The sequence below is a fragment of the Streptomyces sp. NPDC094143 genome (genome assembly GCF_040303825.1).
In the GTDB taxonomy this organism is placed as follows: domain Bacteria; phylum Actinomycetota; class Actinomycetes; order Streptomycetales; family Streptomycetaceae; genus Streptomyces.
Genome location: NZ_JBEOTZ010000041.1, coordinates 22,683 through 40,374, shown reverse-complemented (window position 1 = coordinate 40,374; position 17,692 = coordinate 22,683). Strand labels below are relative to the sequence as shown.

14 protein-coding genes are annotated in these 17,692 nt (G+C 70.8%); 4 read left to right on the top strand and 10 right to left on the bottom strand.

The window, feature by feature from the left end; translation table 11 throughout:
• The first annotated feature begins 86 nt into the window (after nt 1–86).
• A complete protein-coding gene (locus ABTZ58_RS34345; RefSeq protein ID WP_351365552.1) occupies nt 87–1,097 on the top strand; it encodes a LacI family DNA-binding transcriptional regulator in 1,011 nt (336 codons plus the stop codon).
• 383 nt (nt 1,098–1,480) lie between these two features.
• Here ABTZ58_RS34345 and prcA read toward each other — a convergent pair whose 3' ends face one another.
• The 5 genes from prcA to arc form a co-directional block, all read right to left on the bottom strand.
• Nucleotides 1,481–2,224, bottom strand: coding sequence for a proteasome subunit alpha (gene prcA, locus ABTZ58_RS34340; RefSeq protein WP_351365549.1), 744 nt, complete (start codon nt 2,222–2,224; stop codon nt 1,481–1,483).
• A gap of 68 nt (nt 2,225–2,292) precedes the next feature.
• Complete coding sequence (prcB, locus tag ABTZ58_RS34335; RefSeq protein ID WP_351365546.1) at nt 2,293–3,138, bottom strand: proteasome subunit beta; 846 nt, start codon at nt 3,136–3,138, stop codon at nt 2,293–2,295.
• 336 nt (nt 3,139–3,474) lie between these two features.
• A complete protein-coding gene (locus ABTZ58_RS34330; RefSeq protein ID WP_030244016.1) occupies nt 3,475–3,693 on the bottom strand; it encodes a ubiquitin-like protein Pup in 219 nt (72 codons plus the stop codon).
• Nucleotides 3,694–3,871: 178 nt separating this feature from the next.
• On the bottom strand, nt 3,872–5,383 hold the full coding sequence (gene dop / locus ABTZ58_RS34325; protein WP_351365542.1) for a depupylase/deamidase Dop: 1,512 nt from the start codon (nt 5,381–5,383) through the stop codon (nt 3,872–3,874).
• Nucleotides 5,384–5,617: 234 nt separating this feature from the next.
• Nucleotides 5,618–7,384 carry a proteasome ATPase gene (gene arc / locus ABTZ58_RS34320; RefSeq protein WP_094055291.1) on the bottom strand — a complete coding sequence of 589 codons (1,767 nt, stop codon included), beginning with the start codon at nt 7,382–7,384 and terminating at the stop codon, nt 5,618–5,620.
• 246 nt (nt 7,385–7,630) lie between these two features.
• Here arc and ABTZ58_RS34315 point away from each other — a divergent pair, with 246 nt between their 5' ends.
• Nucleotides 7,631–7,936, top strand: coding sequence for a ferredoxin (locus tag ABTZ58_RS34315; protein ID WP_351365538.1), 306 nt, complete (start codon nt 7,631–7,633; stop codon nt 7,934–7,936).
• A 60-nt stretch (nt 7,937–7,996) separates the two neighbouring features.
• On the opposite strand, the gene ABTZ58_RS34310 is transcribed toward ABTZ58_RS34315, so the two are convergent.
• The 3 genes from ABTZ58_RS34310 to ABTZ58_RS34300 form a co-directional block, all read right to left on the bottom strand.
• Nucleotides 7,997–8,575 carry a hypothetical protein gene (locus ABTZ58_RS34310; protein ID WP_351365535.1) on the bottom strand — a complete coding sequence of 193 codons (579 nt, stop codon included), beginning with the start codon at nt 8,573–8,575 and terminating at the stop codon, nt 7,997–7,999.
• Between the two features lie 319 nt (nt 8,576–8,894).
• A complete protein-coding gene (locus ABTZ58_RS34305) occupies nt 8,895–9,797 on the bottom strand; it encodes a tRNA (adenine-N1)-methyltransferase (protein ID WP_031114607.1) in 903 nt (300 codons plus the stop codon).
• A 121-nt stretch (nt 9,798–9,918) separates the two neighbouring features.
• Nucleotides 9,919–11,535: a site-2 protease family protein gene (locus ABTZ58_RS34300; RefSeq protein WP_351365531.1), complete on the bottom strand. Its 1,617-nt coding sequence runs from the start codon at nt 11,533–11,535 to the stop codon at nt 9,919–9,921.
• A 962-nt stretch (nt 11,536–12,497) separates the two neighbouring features.
• Here ABTZ58_RS34300 and ABTZ58_RS34295 point away from each other — a divergent pair.
• Both ABTZ58_RS34295 and ABTZ58_RS34290 read left to right on the top strand, forming a co-directional pair.
• On the top strand, nt 12,498–13,487 hold the full coding sequence (locus tag ABTZ58_RS34295; protein WP_351365528.1) for a RecB family exonuclease: 990 nt from the start codon (nt 12,498–12,500) through the stop codon (nt 13,485–13,487).
• A gap of 53 nt (nt 13,488–13,540) precedes the next feature.
• Nucleotides 13,541–14,212 carry a response regulator gene (locus ABTZ58_RS34290; protein WP_030606450.1) on the top strand — a complete coding sequence of 224 codons (672 nt, stop codon included), beginning with the start codon at nt 13,541–13,543 and terminating at the stop codon, nt 14,210–14,212.
• Between the two features lie 62 nt (nt 14,213–14,274).
• Here ABTZ58_RS34290 and ABTZ58_RS34285 read toward each other — a convergent pair whose 3' ends face one another.
• On the bottom strand, nt 14,275–15,858 hold the full coding sequence (locus ABTZ58_RS34285) for an ABC transporter substrate-binding protein (protein ID WP_351365524.1): 1,584 nt from the start codon (nt 15,856–15,858) through the stop codon (nt 14,275–14,277).
• Between the two features lie 110 nt (nt 15,859–15,968).
• On the bottom strand, nt 15,969–17,573 hold the full coding sequence (locus tag ABTZ58_RS34280; protein ID WP_351365522.1) for an ABC transporter substrate-binding protein: 1,605 nt from the start codon (nt 17,571–17,573) through the stop codon (nt 15,969–15,971).
• Nucleotides 17,574–17,692 lie beyond the last annotated feature (119 nt).

Below are 17,692 nucleotides of genomic sequence, written 5' to 3'. Positions count from 1 at the left end.
CCCCGCCCTAGGTTTTACGTATAACGTCGAGTTCCATACGTACCATGTCGGCTGTTCACGCGTCCATACGAAAGAGCAGGCCCACGGTGGCACGAGGCAGCACCCGCCCCACGAGCCGGGACGTCGCCCAGGCCGCCGGCGTCTCCCAGGCGGCCGTGTCGCTGGTCCTGGGTGACAAGTGGCGCGGCCGCGTCTCGGAGGCGACCGCCGCACGGGTCCGCGAGGCCGCCCGCGACCTGGGCTACCGCCCGAACCTGGCCGCCCGCCACCTGCGTCTGGGCCGTACGCGCACGGTCCTGCTGGTGGTCCCGGCCCTCACCACGGAGTTCTTCGCGGGCGTCTACACGGGCGCGGCCCGGGTCGCCGCGGAGCACGGCTTCGGCGTGGTCCTCTACCCCTCCCCCGAGGGCATCGGCCCCGCCCGCGACCCGTTCGCCTCGGCGCAGGCGGCCCTGGACGGTGTCATCGCCTCGTCCATGGCGGCGGACGCGCTGACCGCGATCCGCGGCGAGGCGCTCCCCCTGGTCATGCTGGACAGCGACCCGGCGGGCAGCCTCGGCGCGGCGACGGTCAACCTGGACATCGCCGACGGTGTCCGCCAGGTCGCCGAGCACCTGCTGTCCCTGGGCCACCGCCGCTTCCTCCACCTCGCGGCGGACGTGCCGTCCTGGACCTTCGAGGTACGGTCCCGGGAACTGGCCTCCCGCCTCGCCGCCGTACCCGGCACCTCGGTCTCCACGGCCCGCTCCCCGATCTCCATCGAGGAGGCGGTACCGGCGGCGGAGGCCGCCCTGTCGGCCCCCGGACCCTGCCCCACGGCCGTGGTCTGCGACGACGACCTCCTGGCCGCGGGCGTGTACAAGGCCGCCCGCCGCCTGGGCCTGCGCATCCCGGACGACCTGTCGGTCACCGGCCTGGACGACCTGGCCCTGGCCACGGCCATCGACCCGGAGCTGACGACGGTCCGCCTGGACGCGGAACTGTTCGGCGAACGGGGCATGCGGGCCCTACTGGCCGTCCTGGAGGACCGCGAGCCCGAGAGCGGGGACATCCCGGTCCGGCTGGTGGAACGGGGCTCCACGGCACCACCGCGTTGACCGAGGCCGGGTGGGACCGCACCTCGGGAACGAGGTGCCTCTCCCAAGCTCTCGGCTTCGCTCGAGCAGGGGCGGTCCCCACGCCCGTCCGTGCCGCCCCAGCACGACTGCCCGCCAGCTAGGGCGGACGGCGGTAGCCGAGACGTGCCCGCACCCACGGGACGGCGCGAGGGGCCGTGCCGGGGGGTGTCCGCCCCCGCAGCGGTTGGCGCGTCAACGGACAGCCGGCCGGCGTCCGACCCCGTCGCGCCGTTCCGAGGACGGACACCCCCCGCGCGGCCCGACCCACCACCCGGCGTCAGGCGAAGACGCGCACCCCCACACGACCGCGCCCCGGCCGCCACAACCGCGACCGGGGCACGCCCCCAAAAAACTCGGTACGACTATTCGGTGTCCTTCGGCGCCGTCTGCGAATCGCCCGCCCCGGCCGCCTCCTCCAGCAACCGGGACAGCTGGCGCCCGCTGATCCGCCTGAACTTCCGCTTCTGCGGGCGCGTCCGGTCCAGCACCGCCACCTCCAGCCGCTCCGCTGGAATCTCCCGCTCGCTGCCGTTGGTGTCGCGCGACAGCGACTGCACCGCCAGCTTCAGCGCCTCCGCCAGCGTCATACCGTCCCGGTGGCGTTGGTCCAGGTAGCTGCTGATCTGCTCCGCGTTGCCGCCCACCGCGACCGAGCCGTGCTCGTCCACGATGGACCCGTCGTGCGGCAGCCGGTAGATCTGGTCGCCGTCGGGCGTCTCCCCGACCTCGGCCACCACCAGCTCCACCTCGTACGGCTTCTCGGCCGCGCTGGAGAAGATCGTGCCCAGCGTCTGCGCGTACACGTTCGCCAGGCCCCGGGCCGTCACATCGCCCCGGTCGTAGGTGTAACCCCGCAGGTCGGCGTAGCGCACGCCGCCGATCCGCAGGTTCTCGTACTCGTTGTACTTGCCGGCGGCCGCGAAGCCGATCCGGTCGTAGATCTCGCTGAACTTGTGCAGCGCACGGGACGGGTTCTCGCCGACGAACACGATGCCGTCGGCGTACTGCAGCACGACCAGGCTGCGACCACGGGCGATGCCCTTCCGGGCGTACTCCGCCCGGTCGGCCATGGCCTGCTGGGGTGAGACATAGAACGGCGTCGACACCGGTTATCCGTCCCTCTCTTCAGGATTCCGTCGATTCACTGGATCACCTCGTCAAGACAGCCCGCCGCTCACAGCAGCGCGGCCCGCGGACCGTCCGGCTGCTCCAGTCGCCGCTCCAGGATCGAGCGCGCGATCTGCGACGCCTCGTCCTCGGAGAGCCGGCGGAAGCCGTCCTCGGTGATCACGGTGACGATGGGATAGATCCGGCGGGCGACGTCGGGACCACCGGTCGCCGAGTCGTCGTCTGCCGCGTCGTAGAGCGCCTGGACCACGAGCGTCGTGGCCTCGGCCTCGGTCAGGTCCTCCCGGAAGAGCTTCTTCATCGCGCCCCGCGCGAAGATCGAGCCGGAACCGGTGGCCGCGTACCCCTGCTCCTCGGAACGCCCGCCCGTGACGTCGTAGGAGAAGATGCGGCCCTTCTCCCGGTCCACGTCGTACCCGGCGAACAGCGGGACGACGGCCAGTCCCTGCATGGCCATGCCCAGGTTCGAGCGGATCATCGTCGACAGCCGGTTCGCCTTGCCCTCCAGGGACAGCTGGGCGCCCTCGACCTTCTCGAAGTGCTCCAGCTCCAGCTGGAAGAGCTTCACCATCTCCACGGCCAGACCCGCCGTGCCGGCGATGCCCACCGCCGAGTACTCGTCGGCGGGGAAGACCTTCTCGATGTCCCGCTGCGCGATGACGTTGCCCATGGTGGCCCGGCGGTCACCGGCGAGGACGACGCCGCCGGGGAACGTCACGGCGACGATCGTGGTGCCGTGCGGTGCCTCGATCACGCCCTGGGTGGGGGGCAGTTGCCGGTTGCCCGGCAGCATCTCCGGCTGGTGCTCGGACAGGAAGTCCATGAAGGAGGAAGAGCCTGGCGTCAGGAAGGCAGCTGGTAGACGCCCGGTGCTACGAGTGTTGGCTTCCACGCGATTCCTTCCACGTATGCGACAGCCCGCCCTGTGACGTCGGGCCGATGCTTGGAACAACCCCGGTCCGGTTGCGACCGGGGGCACGGTATGCCACGGACCCTACCCGTCCTGCGGCGGTGATCCACATGCCCGGCGACCCCAACTCCGCCGGAGCGATGCCGCACTTGCCCGCCGCGCTCGGCCGGCGGGCCGCCGGGCTCCGGCGCCGTCGGACGCCCGGAGCGCCGCACACGAGGACAGCGCGTCACGCCCTGTCCCGCGCGCAGCGCTCCGCGCTCCGCTTGTCCGTCACCCGCGCACCCCATTCACCTTCGAAATGAAGGCACAGGCGCCTTACTGGCCACCCTTTTGCACGAAGGACCGCACGAAGTCCTCGGCGTTCTCCTCGAGGACGTCGTCGATCTCGTCGAGAACCGAGTCCACGTCGTCGCTCAGCTTCTCCTGACGCTCCTTGAGGTCCTCGGAAGCCTGCGCCTCTGCCGCCTGCTCCTCGACCTCCTCGGTGGACCGGGTGGCCTTCTGCTGTCCGCCGCCGGTGTCCTTGGTCGCCATATCCCTCACCCCGCTCGGTTCGCCCGACACAGTTGCTCGGTCAAGATCAGACCCTACTCGCCGGGTCTGACAACGGCCCCGCAGTTGCTCCAACGTACGGGGACCACCTCGATGATTCCCGGACCAGGGATTTTCCACCCTGCCCGGCGGGCCCGACCCGAGTACCCGCTGATCGCGTTCATCCTCCCGAAAGCACCCTGACCAGGTCTTCCGCGGTACGGCAGCGGTCCAGGAGCTCCTTGACGTGATTACGCGTTCCGCGAAGCGGTTCCAGGGTTGGGACGCGCTGCAGCGAGTCCCGGCCCGGCAGATCGAAGATCACCGAGTCCCAGGAGGCGGCCGCGACGTCGTCCGCGTACTGCTCCAGGCAGCGCCCGCGGAAGTACGCCCGGGTGTCCTCCGGCGGCGCCGTACGGGCCCGCTCGACGTCCTCGTCGGTCAGCAGCCGCTTCATGCGCCCCCGGGCCACCAGACGGTTGTACAGGCCCTTGTCGGGCCGCACGTCGGCGTACTGGAGGTCGACCAGGTGCAGCCGGGCCGCGTCCCAGTCGAGGTCGTCCCGGCGGCGGTAGCCCTCCATCAGCTCCCGCTTGGCGACCCAGTCCAGCTCCCCGGCCAGACTCATCGGGTCGTGCTCCAGACGGGTGAGGGTGTCCTCCCAGCGGGACAGGACGTCCTTGGTCTGCTCGTCGGCATCGGCGCCGAACCGCTCCTCGACGTACTTGCGCGCGAGCTCGTAGTACTCCATCTGCAGCTGGACCGCCGTGAGCGTACGGCCGCTGCGCAGCGTGACCAGGCGCTTCAGGGACGGGTCGTGCGAGACCTGGTGGAGGGTGCGGACGGGCTGGTCGACGGCCAGGTCGACGGCGATGAAGCCGTCCTCGATCATCGACAGGACCAGCGCGGTCGTGCCCAGCTTCAGATAGGTCGAGATCTCCGACAGGTTCGCGTCACCGATGATCACGTGCAGGCGCCGGTACTTCTCGGCGTCCGCGTGCGGCTCGTCACGGGTGTTGATGATGGGGCGCTTGAGCGTCGTCTCCAGGCCGACCTCGACCTCGAAGTAGTCGGCCCGCTGGCTGAGCTGGAAGCCGTGCTCGTGCCCGTCCTGGCCGATGCCGACGCGGCCCGCTCCGGCGAAGACCTGACGGGAGACGAAGAAGGGCGTCAGATGGCGCACGATGTCCGAGAAGGGTGTCTCCCGCTTCATCAGGTAGTTCTCGTGCGTGCCGTAGGACGCGCCCTTGTTGTCGGTGTTGTTCTTGTACAGGTGAATCGGCTGGGCACCGGGCAGCTGGGCGGCCCGGTCCGCGGCCTCCGCCATGATCCGCTCGCCGGCCTTGTCCCACAGGACCGCGTCCCGCGGATTGGTCACCTCGGGAGAGCTGTACTCGGGGTGGGCGTGGTCGACGTAGAGCCGCGCACCGTTGGTGAGGATCACGTTGGCCAGGCCGATGTCCTCGTCGGTGAGCTGGCTGGAGTCGGCGGCCTCACGGGCGAGGTCGAAGCCTCGCGCGTCCCGCAGCGGATTCTCCTCCTCGAAGTCCCAGCGGGCCCGGCGGGCCCGGTGCATCGCCGCCGCGTAGGCGTTCACGATCTGGGACGAGGTGAGCATGGCATTGGCGTTGGGGTGGCCGGGGACGGAGATCCCGTACTCCGTCTCGATGCCCATTACTCGCCGTACGGTCATGCGGCCCTCCTTGCCCGGCGGCACCCTCGGTCGTGGGCGCCACTCAGATACCGCTGGCGCTCGGTTGCGTGTGCGGTGCCCGTCCCCGCACTGCGCGACTCGGCGGTACGCAAGAGCCTAGAACGCCTTTGCGCTGGTGGGGAGATCATTTGCGTCATTGCGTTGCTCCAGCCGTGGCCTGAAAAACAGTCGGCTGCGGGTACCCGCGACGGGCACCCGCAGCCGCCCTGCCTTTTACAGGTACTGACCGGTGTTCGCCACCGTGTCGATGGAGCGTCCGGTGTCCGCGCCCTGCTTTCCGGTGATGAGCGTACGGATGTACACGATCCGCTCGCCCTTCTTTCCGGAGATGCGGGCCCAGTCGTCGGGGTTGGTGGTGTTGGGCAGGTCCTCGTTCTCCTTGAACTCGTCCACGCAGGCCTGGAGGAGGTGGGAGACGCGGAGGCCCTTCTGGTTCTTCTCGAGGAAGTCCTTGATCGCCATCTTCTTGGCACGGCCCACGATGTTCTCGATCATGGCGCCGGAATTGAAGTCCTTGAAATACAGGACTTCCTTGTCACCATTGGCGTAGGTGACCTCCAGGAAGCGGTTCTCCTCGGATTCGGCGTACATGTGCTCGACGGCGGTCTGGATCATGTTCTGGACCGTGGCACCCTTGTCGCCGCCGTGCTCGCCGAGGTCGTCGGAGTGCAGCGGGAGGCGCTCGGTGAGGTACTTGCCGAAGATGTCCTTGGCCGCCTCGGCGTCCGGACGCTCGATCTTGATCTTCACGTCCAGCCGGCCGGGACGCAGGATGGCCGGGTCGATCATGTCCTCGCGGTTGGAGGCGCCGATCACGACCACGTTCTGCAGACCCTCCACACCGTCGATCTCGGCGAGGAGCTGCGGGACGATGGTGTTCTCCACGTCCGAGCTGACACCGGAGCCGCGGGTGCGGAAGAGGGACTCCATCTCGTCGAAGAAGACGATGACGGGCGTGCCCTCGCTGGCCTTCTCACGGGCCCGCTGGAAGACGAGGCGGATCTGCCGCTCCGTCTCACCGACGTACTTGTTGAGCAGCTCGGGGCCCTTGATGTTCAGGAAGAAGCTCTTGCCGGCGGCCTGGCCGGTCACCTCGGCGACCTTCTTGGCCAGCGAGTTGGCCACGGCCTTGGCGATCAGTGTCTTACCGCATCCAGGGGGGCCGTACAGCAGCACGCCCTTGGGCGGCCGCAGTTCGTGCTCCTTGAACAGGTCCGGGTAGAGGTAGGGGAGCTCGACGGCGTCCCGGATGGCCTCGATCTGGCCGCCGAGACCACCGATCTGCTCGTAGCCGATGTCGGGGACCTCTTCGAGGACGAGCTCCTCGACCTCGCTCTTGGGGACGACCTCGTAGACGTATCCGGAGCGGGGCTCCAGGAGCAGGGCGTCGCCGGGGCGGATGGTGACGTCCAGCAGCGGCTCGGCGAGCCGCACCACCCGCTCCTCGTCGGTGTGCCCGAGCACGAGGGCCCGCTCGCCGTCCTCGAGGATCTCCTTGAGGGTGACGATGTCACCGACGCGCTCGAACTCCATGGCCTCGACCACGTTGAGCGCTTCGTTGAGCATGACTTCCTGGCCGCGCCGGAGCTCCTCGAGCTCGACGCTGGGGCTGACGTTCACCCTGAGCTTGCGGCCGCCGGTGAAGATGTCGGCGGTGCCGTCCTCGTTCGCCGTCAGGAAGACTCCGAAGCCGGCCGGCGGCTGCGCGAGCCGGTCGACTTCCTCCTTGAGGGCGACGATCTGGTCCCGTGCCTCACGGAGCGTGTTCGCGAGTCGCTCGTTCTGCGCGGACACGCCGGCCAGATTGGTCTGCAGCTCGACGATCCGCTCTTCGAGAATCCTCGTGTGTCGCGGAGAGTCGGCGAGCTTGCGTCGCAGGACGGCGATCTCCTGCTCAAGATAGGCGATCTGCCCGGCCGGGTCGTCGGACCCGCGTCCCGGGCGGATGCCGCGGTTCATGTCGTCGTCGTGGGCTGCCACGGTCCTCACCTCCTCCAAGGGGAGCTGGACGCTTCCAGACCCTACCTGGGCGGGTGTCGATTGAAACCCCTAGATCACAAAGACGGTCGGGGTGTGTCCGATCTTCACCCTTGCGCTCTCCCTCACGCCAGGGGAATACCCAGCGAACATGATTGGAACCCAGCCTCAGGTACGGTCGAAGCGTTCAACACCCGTCAGAGCTGGCCGGATTCCCGGTGCGGCTCGACGCATGAAACGGCAGGAGACATGAGCGTGCAGCAGGAGGCCGGGGTCGAGGGCGAGGCGCTGGAGGTCTGGATCGACCAGGACCTGTGTACCGGCGACGGCATCTGCGCCCAGTACGCGCCCGAGGTGTTCGAGCTGGACATCGACGGTCTGGCCTATGTGAAGAGCGCGGACGACGAGTTGCTCCAGGACAAGGGTGCGACAACGCCCGTTCCGCTGCCGCTGCTCACGGATGTGATCGACTCGGCGAAGGAGTGTCCGGGCGAGTGCATCCACGTACGGCGAGTTTCGGACAGGGCCGAAGTCTACGGTCCGGACGCGCAGTGACCGGTTCTCCACGTTCCGTGACTACTGTCTGATATCTCACACACCGCTGCCACAGGGGCTTCACACGCTGCGGGCGCCGGCCTGCGCGGAGCGGACGAACGCGCCGTCCTGCCAACGCCATTTCACGTCGCTCTTCTCGTCGGGGCAGCAACGCGGCACGTCCGGCGACGAGTAGCCGAGGAGCGTGGCCGTGACCGCGCCCGCGCGCACGGCGAAGTCGCCGACGGTGGTGCCGTCCTTGGGGTCGAGCAGGGTGGCCACCACGCGCGGCTTGCCGTCCACACCGCCGCGGGTGAGGACGTACACGCCGTCCGGCGGGGTGCCCATCGGGGAGTCGCAGTGGACCACGGCCACCGTCTCGGGGTTGCCGTCGCCGTCGAGGTCCCCGGACGCCTTCTTCTGCACGACGGCCTTCACGGGGCCGCACTCCAGGGGGAACTCCACCGCGGCCGGGTCGGGCGCGGCCAGGGGCGCCGGGGCGCTTTTGGTCTCGGGGGCGCCCGGCTGGGCGGCCGTCGCGGCACCGGGCTGCAGGACCGAGGAGAGGGCCACCACGCCGGCGAGCGCCGTGGCGGTGGCGAGCCAGTGGATGGGCCGGGTGTGGGTGTGGGCGAGCTCCGGGACGGCGGAAGGCTGCACTAGGAGTGTCTCCTGAGGGCTGTACCGGTGGGGTGGCCAAGATGGTGCCACACGTCACACCGCGAGGAAACGGCGGGGTGTGCGCCGGCCGCGCCGGGGAAGTCAGAAGGGTTCACGGTTCCTGCCGTCGTGTCAGCGAGCCGGTGCCCGCGCGGGCCGCTCCCGGCGCCCGGGACGGCTGCCGGCTTCCGCGGGGCAGGTCAACGGCGTCGCGCGGGTTCATCCCGGGCGGCAACGCAGAGGCGCCGTGGCGCAGTTCCCAAGTGGTGTCCGGGAACTGCGCCACGGCGCCTGTGCGTTGTGTGCGTGACGGGCCGTCTCAGCGGGCGGTGCCACCGTCGGCGTTGGGTCCCGCGTAGTCCTCGCCGTAGGCGCCCTTGGCGGGGCGGCGGCGGCGCATGGGCGGCTCGACGCCGTCGGCGAGGCGGCGGGCGGTGAGCAGGAAGCCGGTGTGGCCGATCATCCGGTGGTCCGGACGGACGGCCAGGCCCTCGATGTGCCAGTTGCGGATCATGGTCTCCCAGGAGGTCGGCTCGTTGAAGCAGCCGATCTCCCGGATGGACTCCACGGTCCGGGCGAGCTGGGTGGTGGTCGCGACGTAGCAGCACAGGATGCCGCCCGGGACCAGCGCCTTGGAGACGGCCTCCAGGCACTCCCAGGGGGCGAGCATGTCGAGGATGACGCGGTCGACGTCGGTGTCGGACAGGTTGTCCTGGAGGTCGCCGACGGTGAGCTGCCAGGCGGGGTGCGGGCCGCCGAAGTAGCGCTCGACGTTCGCCTGGGCGATCTCGGCGAAGTCGGCGCGGCGCTCGTAGCTGTGCAGCATGCCCTGGTCGCCGATGGCACGCAGCAGGAAGCTGCTGAGCGAGCCCGAGCCGACGCCGGCCTCCACGACGCGCGCGCCGGGGAAGATGTCGGCGAAGGCGAGGATCTGCCCCGCGTCCTTCGGGTACACGACGGCTGCCCCGCGGGGCATGGACAGGACGTAGTCGGGGAGCAGGGGGCGCAGCGCGAGGTAGGCGACGTTTCCGGTGGTGCGGACAACGCTGCCCTCGGGAGCACCGATCAGTTCGTCGTGCGGGAAGGAACCCTTGTGGGTGTGGAAGTTCTTCCCGGCCTCGAGCGTGAACGTGTAGTGGCGGCCCTTGGGGTCGGTCAGCTGAACCTGGTCCCCGACCTTGAAGGGCCCGCGCCTGCGGGCGGCACCGGTCGGTTCGGACATGTGACCAGCCTACCGGCCCCGGGGAGGGCCTCCGACCACCGGGACGGCCACCGGGACAGCCACCGGTGCGGCCGTCGGGGCCGCGACCCGGACCGCGACGGGCACAGCCGGCGGCCGGCCGCTAGGACGGCCGGGCCATCGCCTTGACGAAGGCGCGCTCCACGTCCGCCGCCGACAGAACGCCGTAGATCTCGCCGGTCTCCTCCACCACCAGGTACTCGGTCGCGGGGGTGGCGCGCAGCGCGTCGAGGAGTTCCTCGCCGGACAGCTCCGCCGAGACGCGCATGCCCTCCGTGAGCTCCTGGGCGAGGCCGCTGACCGCGACCCAGGGGCGGCGGTGTTCCGGCACGCCGACGATGGCTGCCTCGCGGACCAGGGAGAGGGGCTGACCGTCGGCGTCGACGACGACCAGGGCGCGGGCTCCGGCGGCGTTGGCGCGGCGCAGGGCCTCGGAGAGCGGGGTGTCGGACTCGACGGGGACCGCGCGGCGGGTGAGGGTACGGGCGCGCAGCTCCGGGAGGTGCTCGCGCAGGCGTGCCATGCGCAGGCTGTTGCCGGCGCCGGTCCAGATGATCGCGGCGAGGATGGCGGCGAGCAGGGCGTCCAGGACGGTGTCCATGCCGACGTTGTCCACGGCGTCGGAGCCGAGGGCGCCGGACTGGGTGAGCAGCGGCAGGCCGATGAGGACACAGACGGCGAGGGCCCGGCCGACCCAGGCGGCGGCGATGGTGCCGGTCATCGGCTTGCCGGTGAGCTTCCAGACGACCGCGCGCAGCATGCGGCCGCCGTCGAGGGGCAGGCCGGGCAGGAGGTTGAACGCGGCCACGATCAGGTTGGAGATCATCAGGCCGGCCAGCAGCACGCCCGGGACGGTGCCGGGGTCCACGGTCTGCAGGGCGGCGTAGAAGACGCCGGCCAGGACGAGGGAGAGCAGCGGGCCGACGAAGGCCAGCACGAACTCCCGGCCGGGGGTCTCGGCCTCCTTCTCGATCTCGGAGACGCCGCCGAAGAACTGGAGCTGGATGCGGCGGACCGGGAGCTTGAAGCGGAGGGCGGCGACCGTGTGGGCCAGTTCGTGGACGAGCACGGAGGCGTAGAAGGCCACGGCGAAGAAGAGGGAGACCAGGTAGCGGGCGGCGCCGAGCTCCGGCAGCACGCGCTCCAGCTGGCCGCCGAACACCCAGGTGATCAGGGCGGCGACCAGGAACCAGCTGGGCGCGACGTACACCGGCACGCCGAAGGGCCGCCCCATGAGCAGTCCGCCCCGGGGCTCCGGCCGCTGGGGCGCGGGGCCCTTGCCGTCGGCGGAGTGCGCGAGGGGGCGGGCGGTGGGGGTGTCGGTGTGGGTGGGTGCGGCGGCGGGAGGTTCGGGGAGGCGGCGGTCCGGGTCACCGGCTGCCGGGCGCGGCTGGTCCGTCTCGGGCCGGTGCCCGCCGGGGTGGGGGTGACGGCGGTCCGTCCCGGGCCCGCCGGCCGTGGAGCCGGGACCCGGGTCCGGATGACGGCGGTCCGTCTCGGGCCCGCCGGCCGTGGACCCCGTGCGGGGGTCGCCCGCGTAGGCGCGGTCGGGGTGGACGTCGCCGTCGGGGTGGACGTCGGGCTCGGGAGAACGACTCGCGTCGCCGGCGCGGCCTCCACCACGAGCGGGGCCCGCGCCGGGCTCGCCGTCGGCGGGTGCCGGGGAGGAGCCGGCGGTTGCGGGTTCGGGGCGTTCGCCGCGACCCTCCGGCGAGCGCACTCCGGCGGAGGCCTGGTGCGTCGGTGCCGTCGGCGCAGCGGGCCGGGGGGCGGGAGCACTGCCGGCCGACGGGGCGTCCGCCGCCGGCCCGGGCTCCGGCCTGTCCCCCGCCGACGCCGTCGGCGCAGCGGGCTCGGGCGTTGTGCCGCTCTTTCCCGCCGACGAGCCCGGCGCAGCGGGGCCGGGCGTCGCGGTCTCCGGCACAGCCGGTCCGGGCGTCGGGGCTTCCGCCGCAGCGGGGCGAGGAGCCCGGGGAATGTCGGCCACCAGAGCGTCAGCCGCTGCGGGGCCGGGCGTCTGCCTGGCGCCCGGCGACGTCTCCGCCGTGGCGGGCCCGGGCTGAGGACTGCCCTCCGGCGATTCCACCGCCGCGGCAGGCCCGGGCTCAGTTCTGCCCCGTGACGACGACCCCGTCAGGGCAGGCCCGGGCTCGGACTTGCCTTCCGGTGACGACCCCGCCGTGGCAGGCCCGGGCACCGGCCTGTCCCCCGCCGACGTCTCTGCCGTGGCGGGCCCGTGCTCAGGACTGCCCTCCGACGACGGCCCCGCCGTGGCAGGCCCGGGCAGGGGCTCGGTGTTCGACGAGGGCTCGGGCGTCTCAGGTTCGTTCGACGGGAGTTCGGACGCCTCAGGTCCGGGCCCGGGGGCGTGCTCGGGGGTGGGGTGTCCGTCGGGGGTGGCCGGGCCGGTGGGCCGGGCCGGGGGACCGGAGTGGTGCTCGGCCGACTCGTCGTTGCCGGACCGCGGCTGCCCGCGCCCGCCGCTCTCCTCCACCGGTGTCCCCTCGTTCGAAGCGTCTCCCGCGCCTGCCGGACGGGAGGGTCTCGAGTCGATGGTATGCGTCCGCCGAGGTGCGTTCCGCCCCGGCACCCCTGTGTTCCCCGTACGTCGACGGTCCCTCCCGGCTTCCCCCACGGAACGCGCTCGGGTCACTGTCAGTGGCGGGCCGTAAGGTCTGTGGCATGGAGACGAGCAGCGAGGGCACGGCGCGGCAGGGGATCAGCCCTGCCCCGGCGGTGGAGGCGGAGGAGACGGCCGCCCGGGCGGTGGCGGAGGCGGCGGCGGAGACGGCCGCCGTGAGCGACCTCGTGACGGGGCCCGCCGCCATACCGCCCGCCTCGCTGTCCCCCTCCCGGGCGAGCGACTTCATGCAGTGCCCGCTGCTGTACCGCTTCCGGGTCATCGACCGGCTCCCGGAGAAGCCCAGCGAGGCGGCCACCCGGGGCACGCTGGTGCACGCGGTCCTTGAGCGCCTGTTCGACGCCCCGGCGGCGGACCGTACGGCGCCCCGGGCGAAGTCGCTGATCCCCGGCCAGTGGGACCGGCTGCGCGAGACGCGGCCGGAGGTCGGGGAGCTGTTCGCCGACGACCCCGAGGGCGAGCGGCTGGCGCGGTGGCTGGGCGAGGCGGAGCAGCTCGTCGAGCGCTGGTTCACCCTGGAGGACCCCAGCCGGCTGGAACCGGCCGAGCGGGAGCTGTTCGTCGAGGCGGAGCTGGACTCGGGGCTGCGGCTGCGCGGGATCATCGACCGGGTCGACGTGGCCCCCACCGGCGAGGTCCGCATCGTCGACTACAAGACGGGCAAGGCGCCCCGGCCCGAGTACTCCGAGGGCGCCCTGTTCCAGATGAAGTTCTACGCCCTGGTCGTCTGGCGGCTGAAGAACGTGGTGCCGCGGCGGCTCCAGCTGGTCTATCTCGGCAGCGGTGAGGTGCTGACGTACGACCCGGTCCGCGCGGATCTGGAGCGGGTCGAGCGCAAGCTGCTGGCGCTGTGGGAGGCGATCCGGCTGGCGACCGAGACGGGTGACTGGCGGCCGCGTCCGACGAAGCTGTGCGGCTGGTGCGACCACCAGGCGCACTGCCCGGAGTTCGGCGGCACTCCCCCGCCGTATCCGCTGCCGGTGCGCACGGCGGGCCTGCCGGCGCAGCCCTCGGCGGTGGAGGGCGGCTGAGTCCGGCGGGCCCGGGCAGGGCAGAATGGGCCGGACGAGCGAAGGAGACTTACGTGGCCATCCGCGTCCTACTGGTCGACGACCAGCCACTGCTCCGCACGGGCTTCCGGATGATCCTGGAGGCCGAGCAGGACCTCGCGGTCGTCGGCGAGGCCGGAGACGGCCTACAGGCGCTCGACCAGGTGCGGGCCCTGCAGCCCGACGTGGTCCTGATGGACATCCGCATGCCGCGGATGGACGGTGTGGAGGCGACCCGGCAGATCACCGGCCCCGGGCGGGACGGCCCGGCGAAGGTTTTGGTGCTGACCACCTTCGACCTGGACGAGTACGTGGTGGAGGCCCTGCGCGCGGGCGCCAGCGGCTTCCTGCTGAAGGACGCCCCGGCCAACGAGCTGGTGCAGGCGATCCGGGTCGTGGCCGCGGGTGAGGCGATGCTCGCGCCGAGCATCACGCGCCGGCTGCTCGACAAGTACGCCACGCACCTGCCGTCGGGCGACGAGCCGGTGCCGGACACGCTGCACACGCTCACCGACCGCGAGGTCGAGGTGCTGAAGCTGGTCGCGCGCGGGCTGTCCAACGCGGAGATCGCCGCCGACCTGTTCGTCAGCGAGACGACCGTCAAGACGCACGTGGGGCACGTGCTCACCAAGCTGGGCCTGCGCGACCGCGTGCAGGCGGCGGTGTACGCGTACGAGAGCGGGCTGGTGCGCCCCGGGGCGCAGTAACCACCGGTACGACGACGAGGGCGCCCCCTGCCGAGCAGGAGGCGCCCTTCTCACACCGCGCGTCAGGCGTCCTTGCTCAGCTCCCAGAAGCGGAACACGGTCGACGCGTCGAGGCAGTACTCCAGGCCGTAGACGCCGTCGCGGACGACCGCGTACTGCTTGGCCTGCCACACCGGCAGGACGGGGAGTTCGTCGGCGACGATGTCCTGCAGCTCCCCGAACTCCTTGTCCGTGGCCGCCCGGTTGGTGAGCGAGGCGGTGCGCGGGATGAGCGAGCCGGTGATGGTGCTGTTGTCGTAGTTGTTGTTCAGCACGTTGCCCTTGCCGAAGAAGGGGGACGTGAAGTTGTCGGCGTCCGGGTAGTCGGGGACCCAGCCCTTGACATAGACGCCGTACTTGCCGGCCGCGATGTCCTTCTCGTACTGGCCGAAGGGCACGGACTTCACGTCGGCGTCGAACAGACCGCTGGCGTTGAGCTGGCCGGCGATGGCGGTCAGCTCCTGGTCGGTGGCGGGGCCGTAGCGCGAGGGGGTCGACCAGAGGGTCAGCTTCACCTTGCCGGTGATGCCGTCCTCGCGCAGCGCGTCCGCCGCCCTGGCCTTGGAGGGCCGGGCGCCGTAGGTGTCGAAGAAGGCGGTGTTGTGGCCCGCGATGCCGGCCGGGATGATCGAGTACAGCGGGGTCGCGGTGCCCTGGTAGACGTCCCGGATGAGGGCTTCGCGGTCGAGCAGGTAGGCGATGGCCTTGCGGACGCCGAGCTTTCCGGCGACCGGGTGGTCCATGTTGAACACCAGGTGCTGGACCTCGGCGCTGCTGCCCTCGACGACCTCGGCGCCGGTGCCGTCGTCGGCCTTCTCCATGTCGGCGATGTCGCTCGCGGTCAGACCGCGGTAGGCGATGTCGACTTCCTCGTTCTGGATGGCCTGCTTCAGGGCGGTCTGGTCGCCGTCGAAGAACTTGAGCGTCACGCCGGTGTTCTTCACCTCGGCGGTGCCCTTGTAGTTCTCGTTGACGGAGAAGACCGCGTGGCCCTTGTCGATCGAGTCGAGCTTGTAGGGGCCGGAGCCGACGGCCTGGCCGTCCTCGCGCAGCCCGTCCGCGTCGTACTCGCGGTGGTCGACGATGGACCCGGCGCCGGAGGCGATCTTGCTGGGGAAGGTGGCGTCGGCCGTGTTGAGCCGGAAGACGACCGTCTTCTCGTCCGGCGTCTCGACCTTCTCCAGCGTGGGGAACATGATCGCGGGCCCGTCGGGGTCGTTGATCTTCAGCATGCGGTCGAAGGAGAACTTGACGTCCTTCGAGGTGAGCGCGTCACCGTTGCTGAACTTCAGCCCGTCCTTGAGCGTGCACGTGTAGACCGTGGTCTGCGCGTCGGTGAAGGCGCAGCTCTCCGCCGCCTCGGGCTGGGGTTCCGTGGCGCCCTTGGGGAAGCTGAGCAGCGACTGGAAGACGTTGTTGAACAACAGCCAGGAGCCCGGGTCGTAGCCGGAGGCCGGGTCGGTGGCCAGGATGTCGTCGGACATCCCCACCACCACGTTGGAGCCGTCCCCCGCGGAGTCTCCGCTCTCCGTGCCACAGCCGGTCAGCAGTCCGGAGGCGAGTCCGGCCACGATGGGCAGGACCGGCCACTGGTTGCGTATGTTCACGTGTGTGCCTTGTCGTCGGTTCTCGAGAACGCCCGGAGCCTGTCCCCGGCTCCGGGGCACGGTTCCCCGGGGGGCCGCGGTCAGAGGCCCCCGGGGTTCCATCGGGTCCGTCAGCCGCTCACGCCTCGTCCGAGCTCCCACAGCTGGAGCGTCGAGGAGGAGTTGAGGGCGTAGGCGGTACCCGTGATGTCGTCGCGCGCGGCGACGTACTGCTTGCCCTGCCACAGCGGCAGCACCGGCACGTCCCTGGCGACGATGTCCTGAATGTCCGTCAAGCTGGTGGAAGCGGACAGCCGGTCCGCCTCCCGGCGGGACTCGGGGATCAGGGTGCTGCGGATGCGGCTGTTGGCGTAGGGCGAGCCGAGGGTGTTGTCCTTGTCCAGGAACGGCGCGAGGAAGTTGTCGGCGTCCGGGAAGTCCGGGAACCAGCCCATGCCGTAGACGTCGTACTCGCCCTTCTTCTCGGCCGGGCGGAACGTGTTCCACGGGGTGCCCTTGATGTCGACCTCGAACAGGCCGCTGGAGTTCAGCTGGTCGCGCAGGACCTCGAACTCCTTCTTGGTGGCGGGGCCGTAGTGGTCGGTCGTGTAGTGCAGCGTGAGCTTCACCGGGGTGGTGACGTTCGCCTGGGTCAGCAGCGAGCGGGCCTTGCCGACGTTCGGTTCGCCGTACTTGTTGAAGAACGAGTTGGAGTGGCCGGTGACGCTGGCCGGGACCAGCGAGTACAGCGGCTCGGCCTGGGAGCCGTAGACCTTGGCGACCAGGGCGCTGCGGTTGACGACCTGGGCCATCGCCTGGCGCACGGCCTTGGACTTCACGCTCGGGGCGTCGGTGTTGAAGCCCAGGTAGCGGATCTCCAGGCCGGGCATCTCGACGAGGTCGACCTCGTTGTCCGCGTCGCCGGAGAGCTTGCGGATCTGGTCCGGCGACATGGCGCGGGTCATCAGGTCGATGTCGCCCTTCTCCAGCGCCTCGCCCATGGCGTCGGCGCCCTTGAAGGAGACCATCTCGACCTTGTCGTTGTTCACCTTGAGGGTCCCCTTGTACTCGGGGTTCTTGGTGAACTCGGCCCGGACCATCTCGTCGTTCTCGACGACGGCCTTGAGGGTGTACGGACCCGAGCCCTCGAGGTCGAAGCCGTCGCGCAGCTTGTTCTTCGGGTAGTCGTCGGGGTCGACGATCCCGGCGACCGGGGTCGACAGCTTGTACGGGAAGGTCGCGTCGGCCGTCTTGAGGTGGAAGATGACCTCGCGGTCGCCCTGCGTCTCGACGGTGTCGATGGTGGACAGCAGGGCGAAGACGCCGCTGTCGGCCTTGAGGGAGAGGGCGCGGTCGATGGAGTACTTCACGTCGGCCGCGGTGACGGGGTCGCCGTTGGCGAACTTCAGACCGTCGCGCAGGGTGCAGGCGTAGCGCTCGTTGCCCGTGTCGGTGAAGCCGCAGCGCTCGGCCGCCTCGGGCACCGGCTCGCCCTCACCGCGCGGCTGGATCATCAGGGTCTGCACGGTCTGGCGCAGGACGTTCCAGGTGCCGACGTCGTAGGCGTACGCCGGGTCGAGGGGCGCGGGCGCGTCCTTCGAGGCGGTGAACCGGTCCGTGGTGCCGACGACGATCGCGTCGCTGTCGCCGCTGCCGCTCCCGGAACCGCCGCAGGCGGCGAGCACCGGCGCGAGCAGGCCGACCACGGCCGGCAGCACCAAAGTCTTGCGGTTCATGCTCGAGTTTCTCCAGAGCTGTCGACTCCGTGTACCCGGCATGCAGGGGTGGCGCAGCGGATCACGGGGGTGGGGCGATGTTCTCGCGACGAGATTAGTCCGGCCCGGCAGGAACCTTC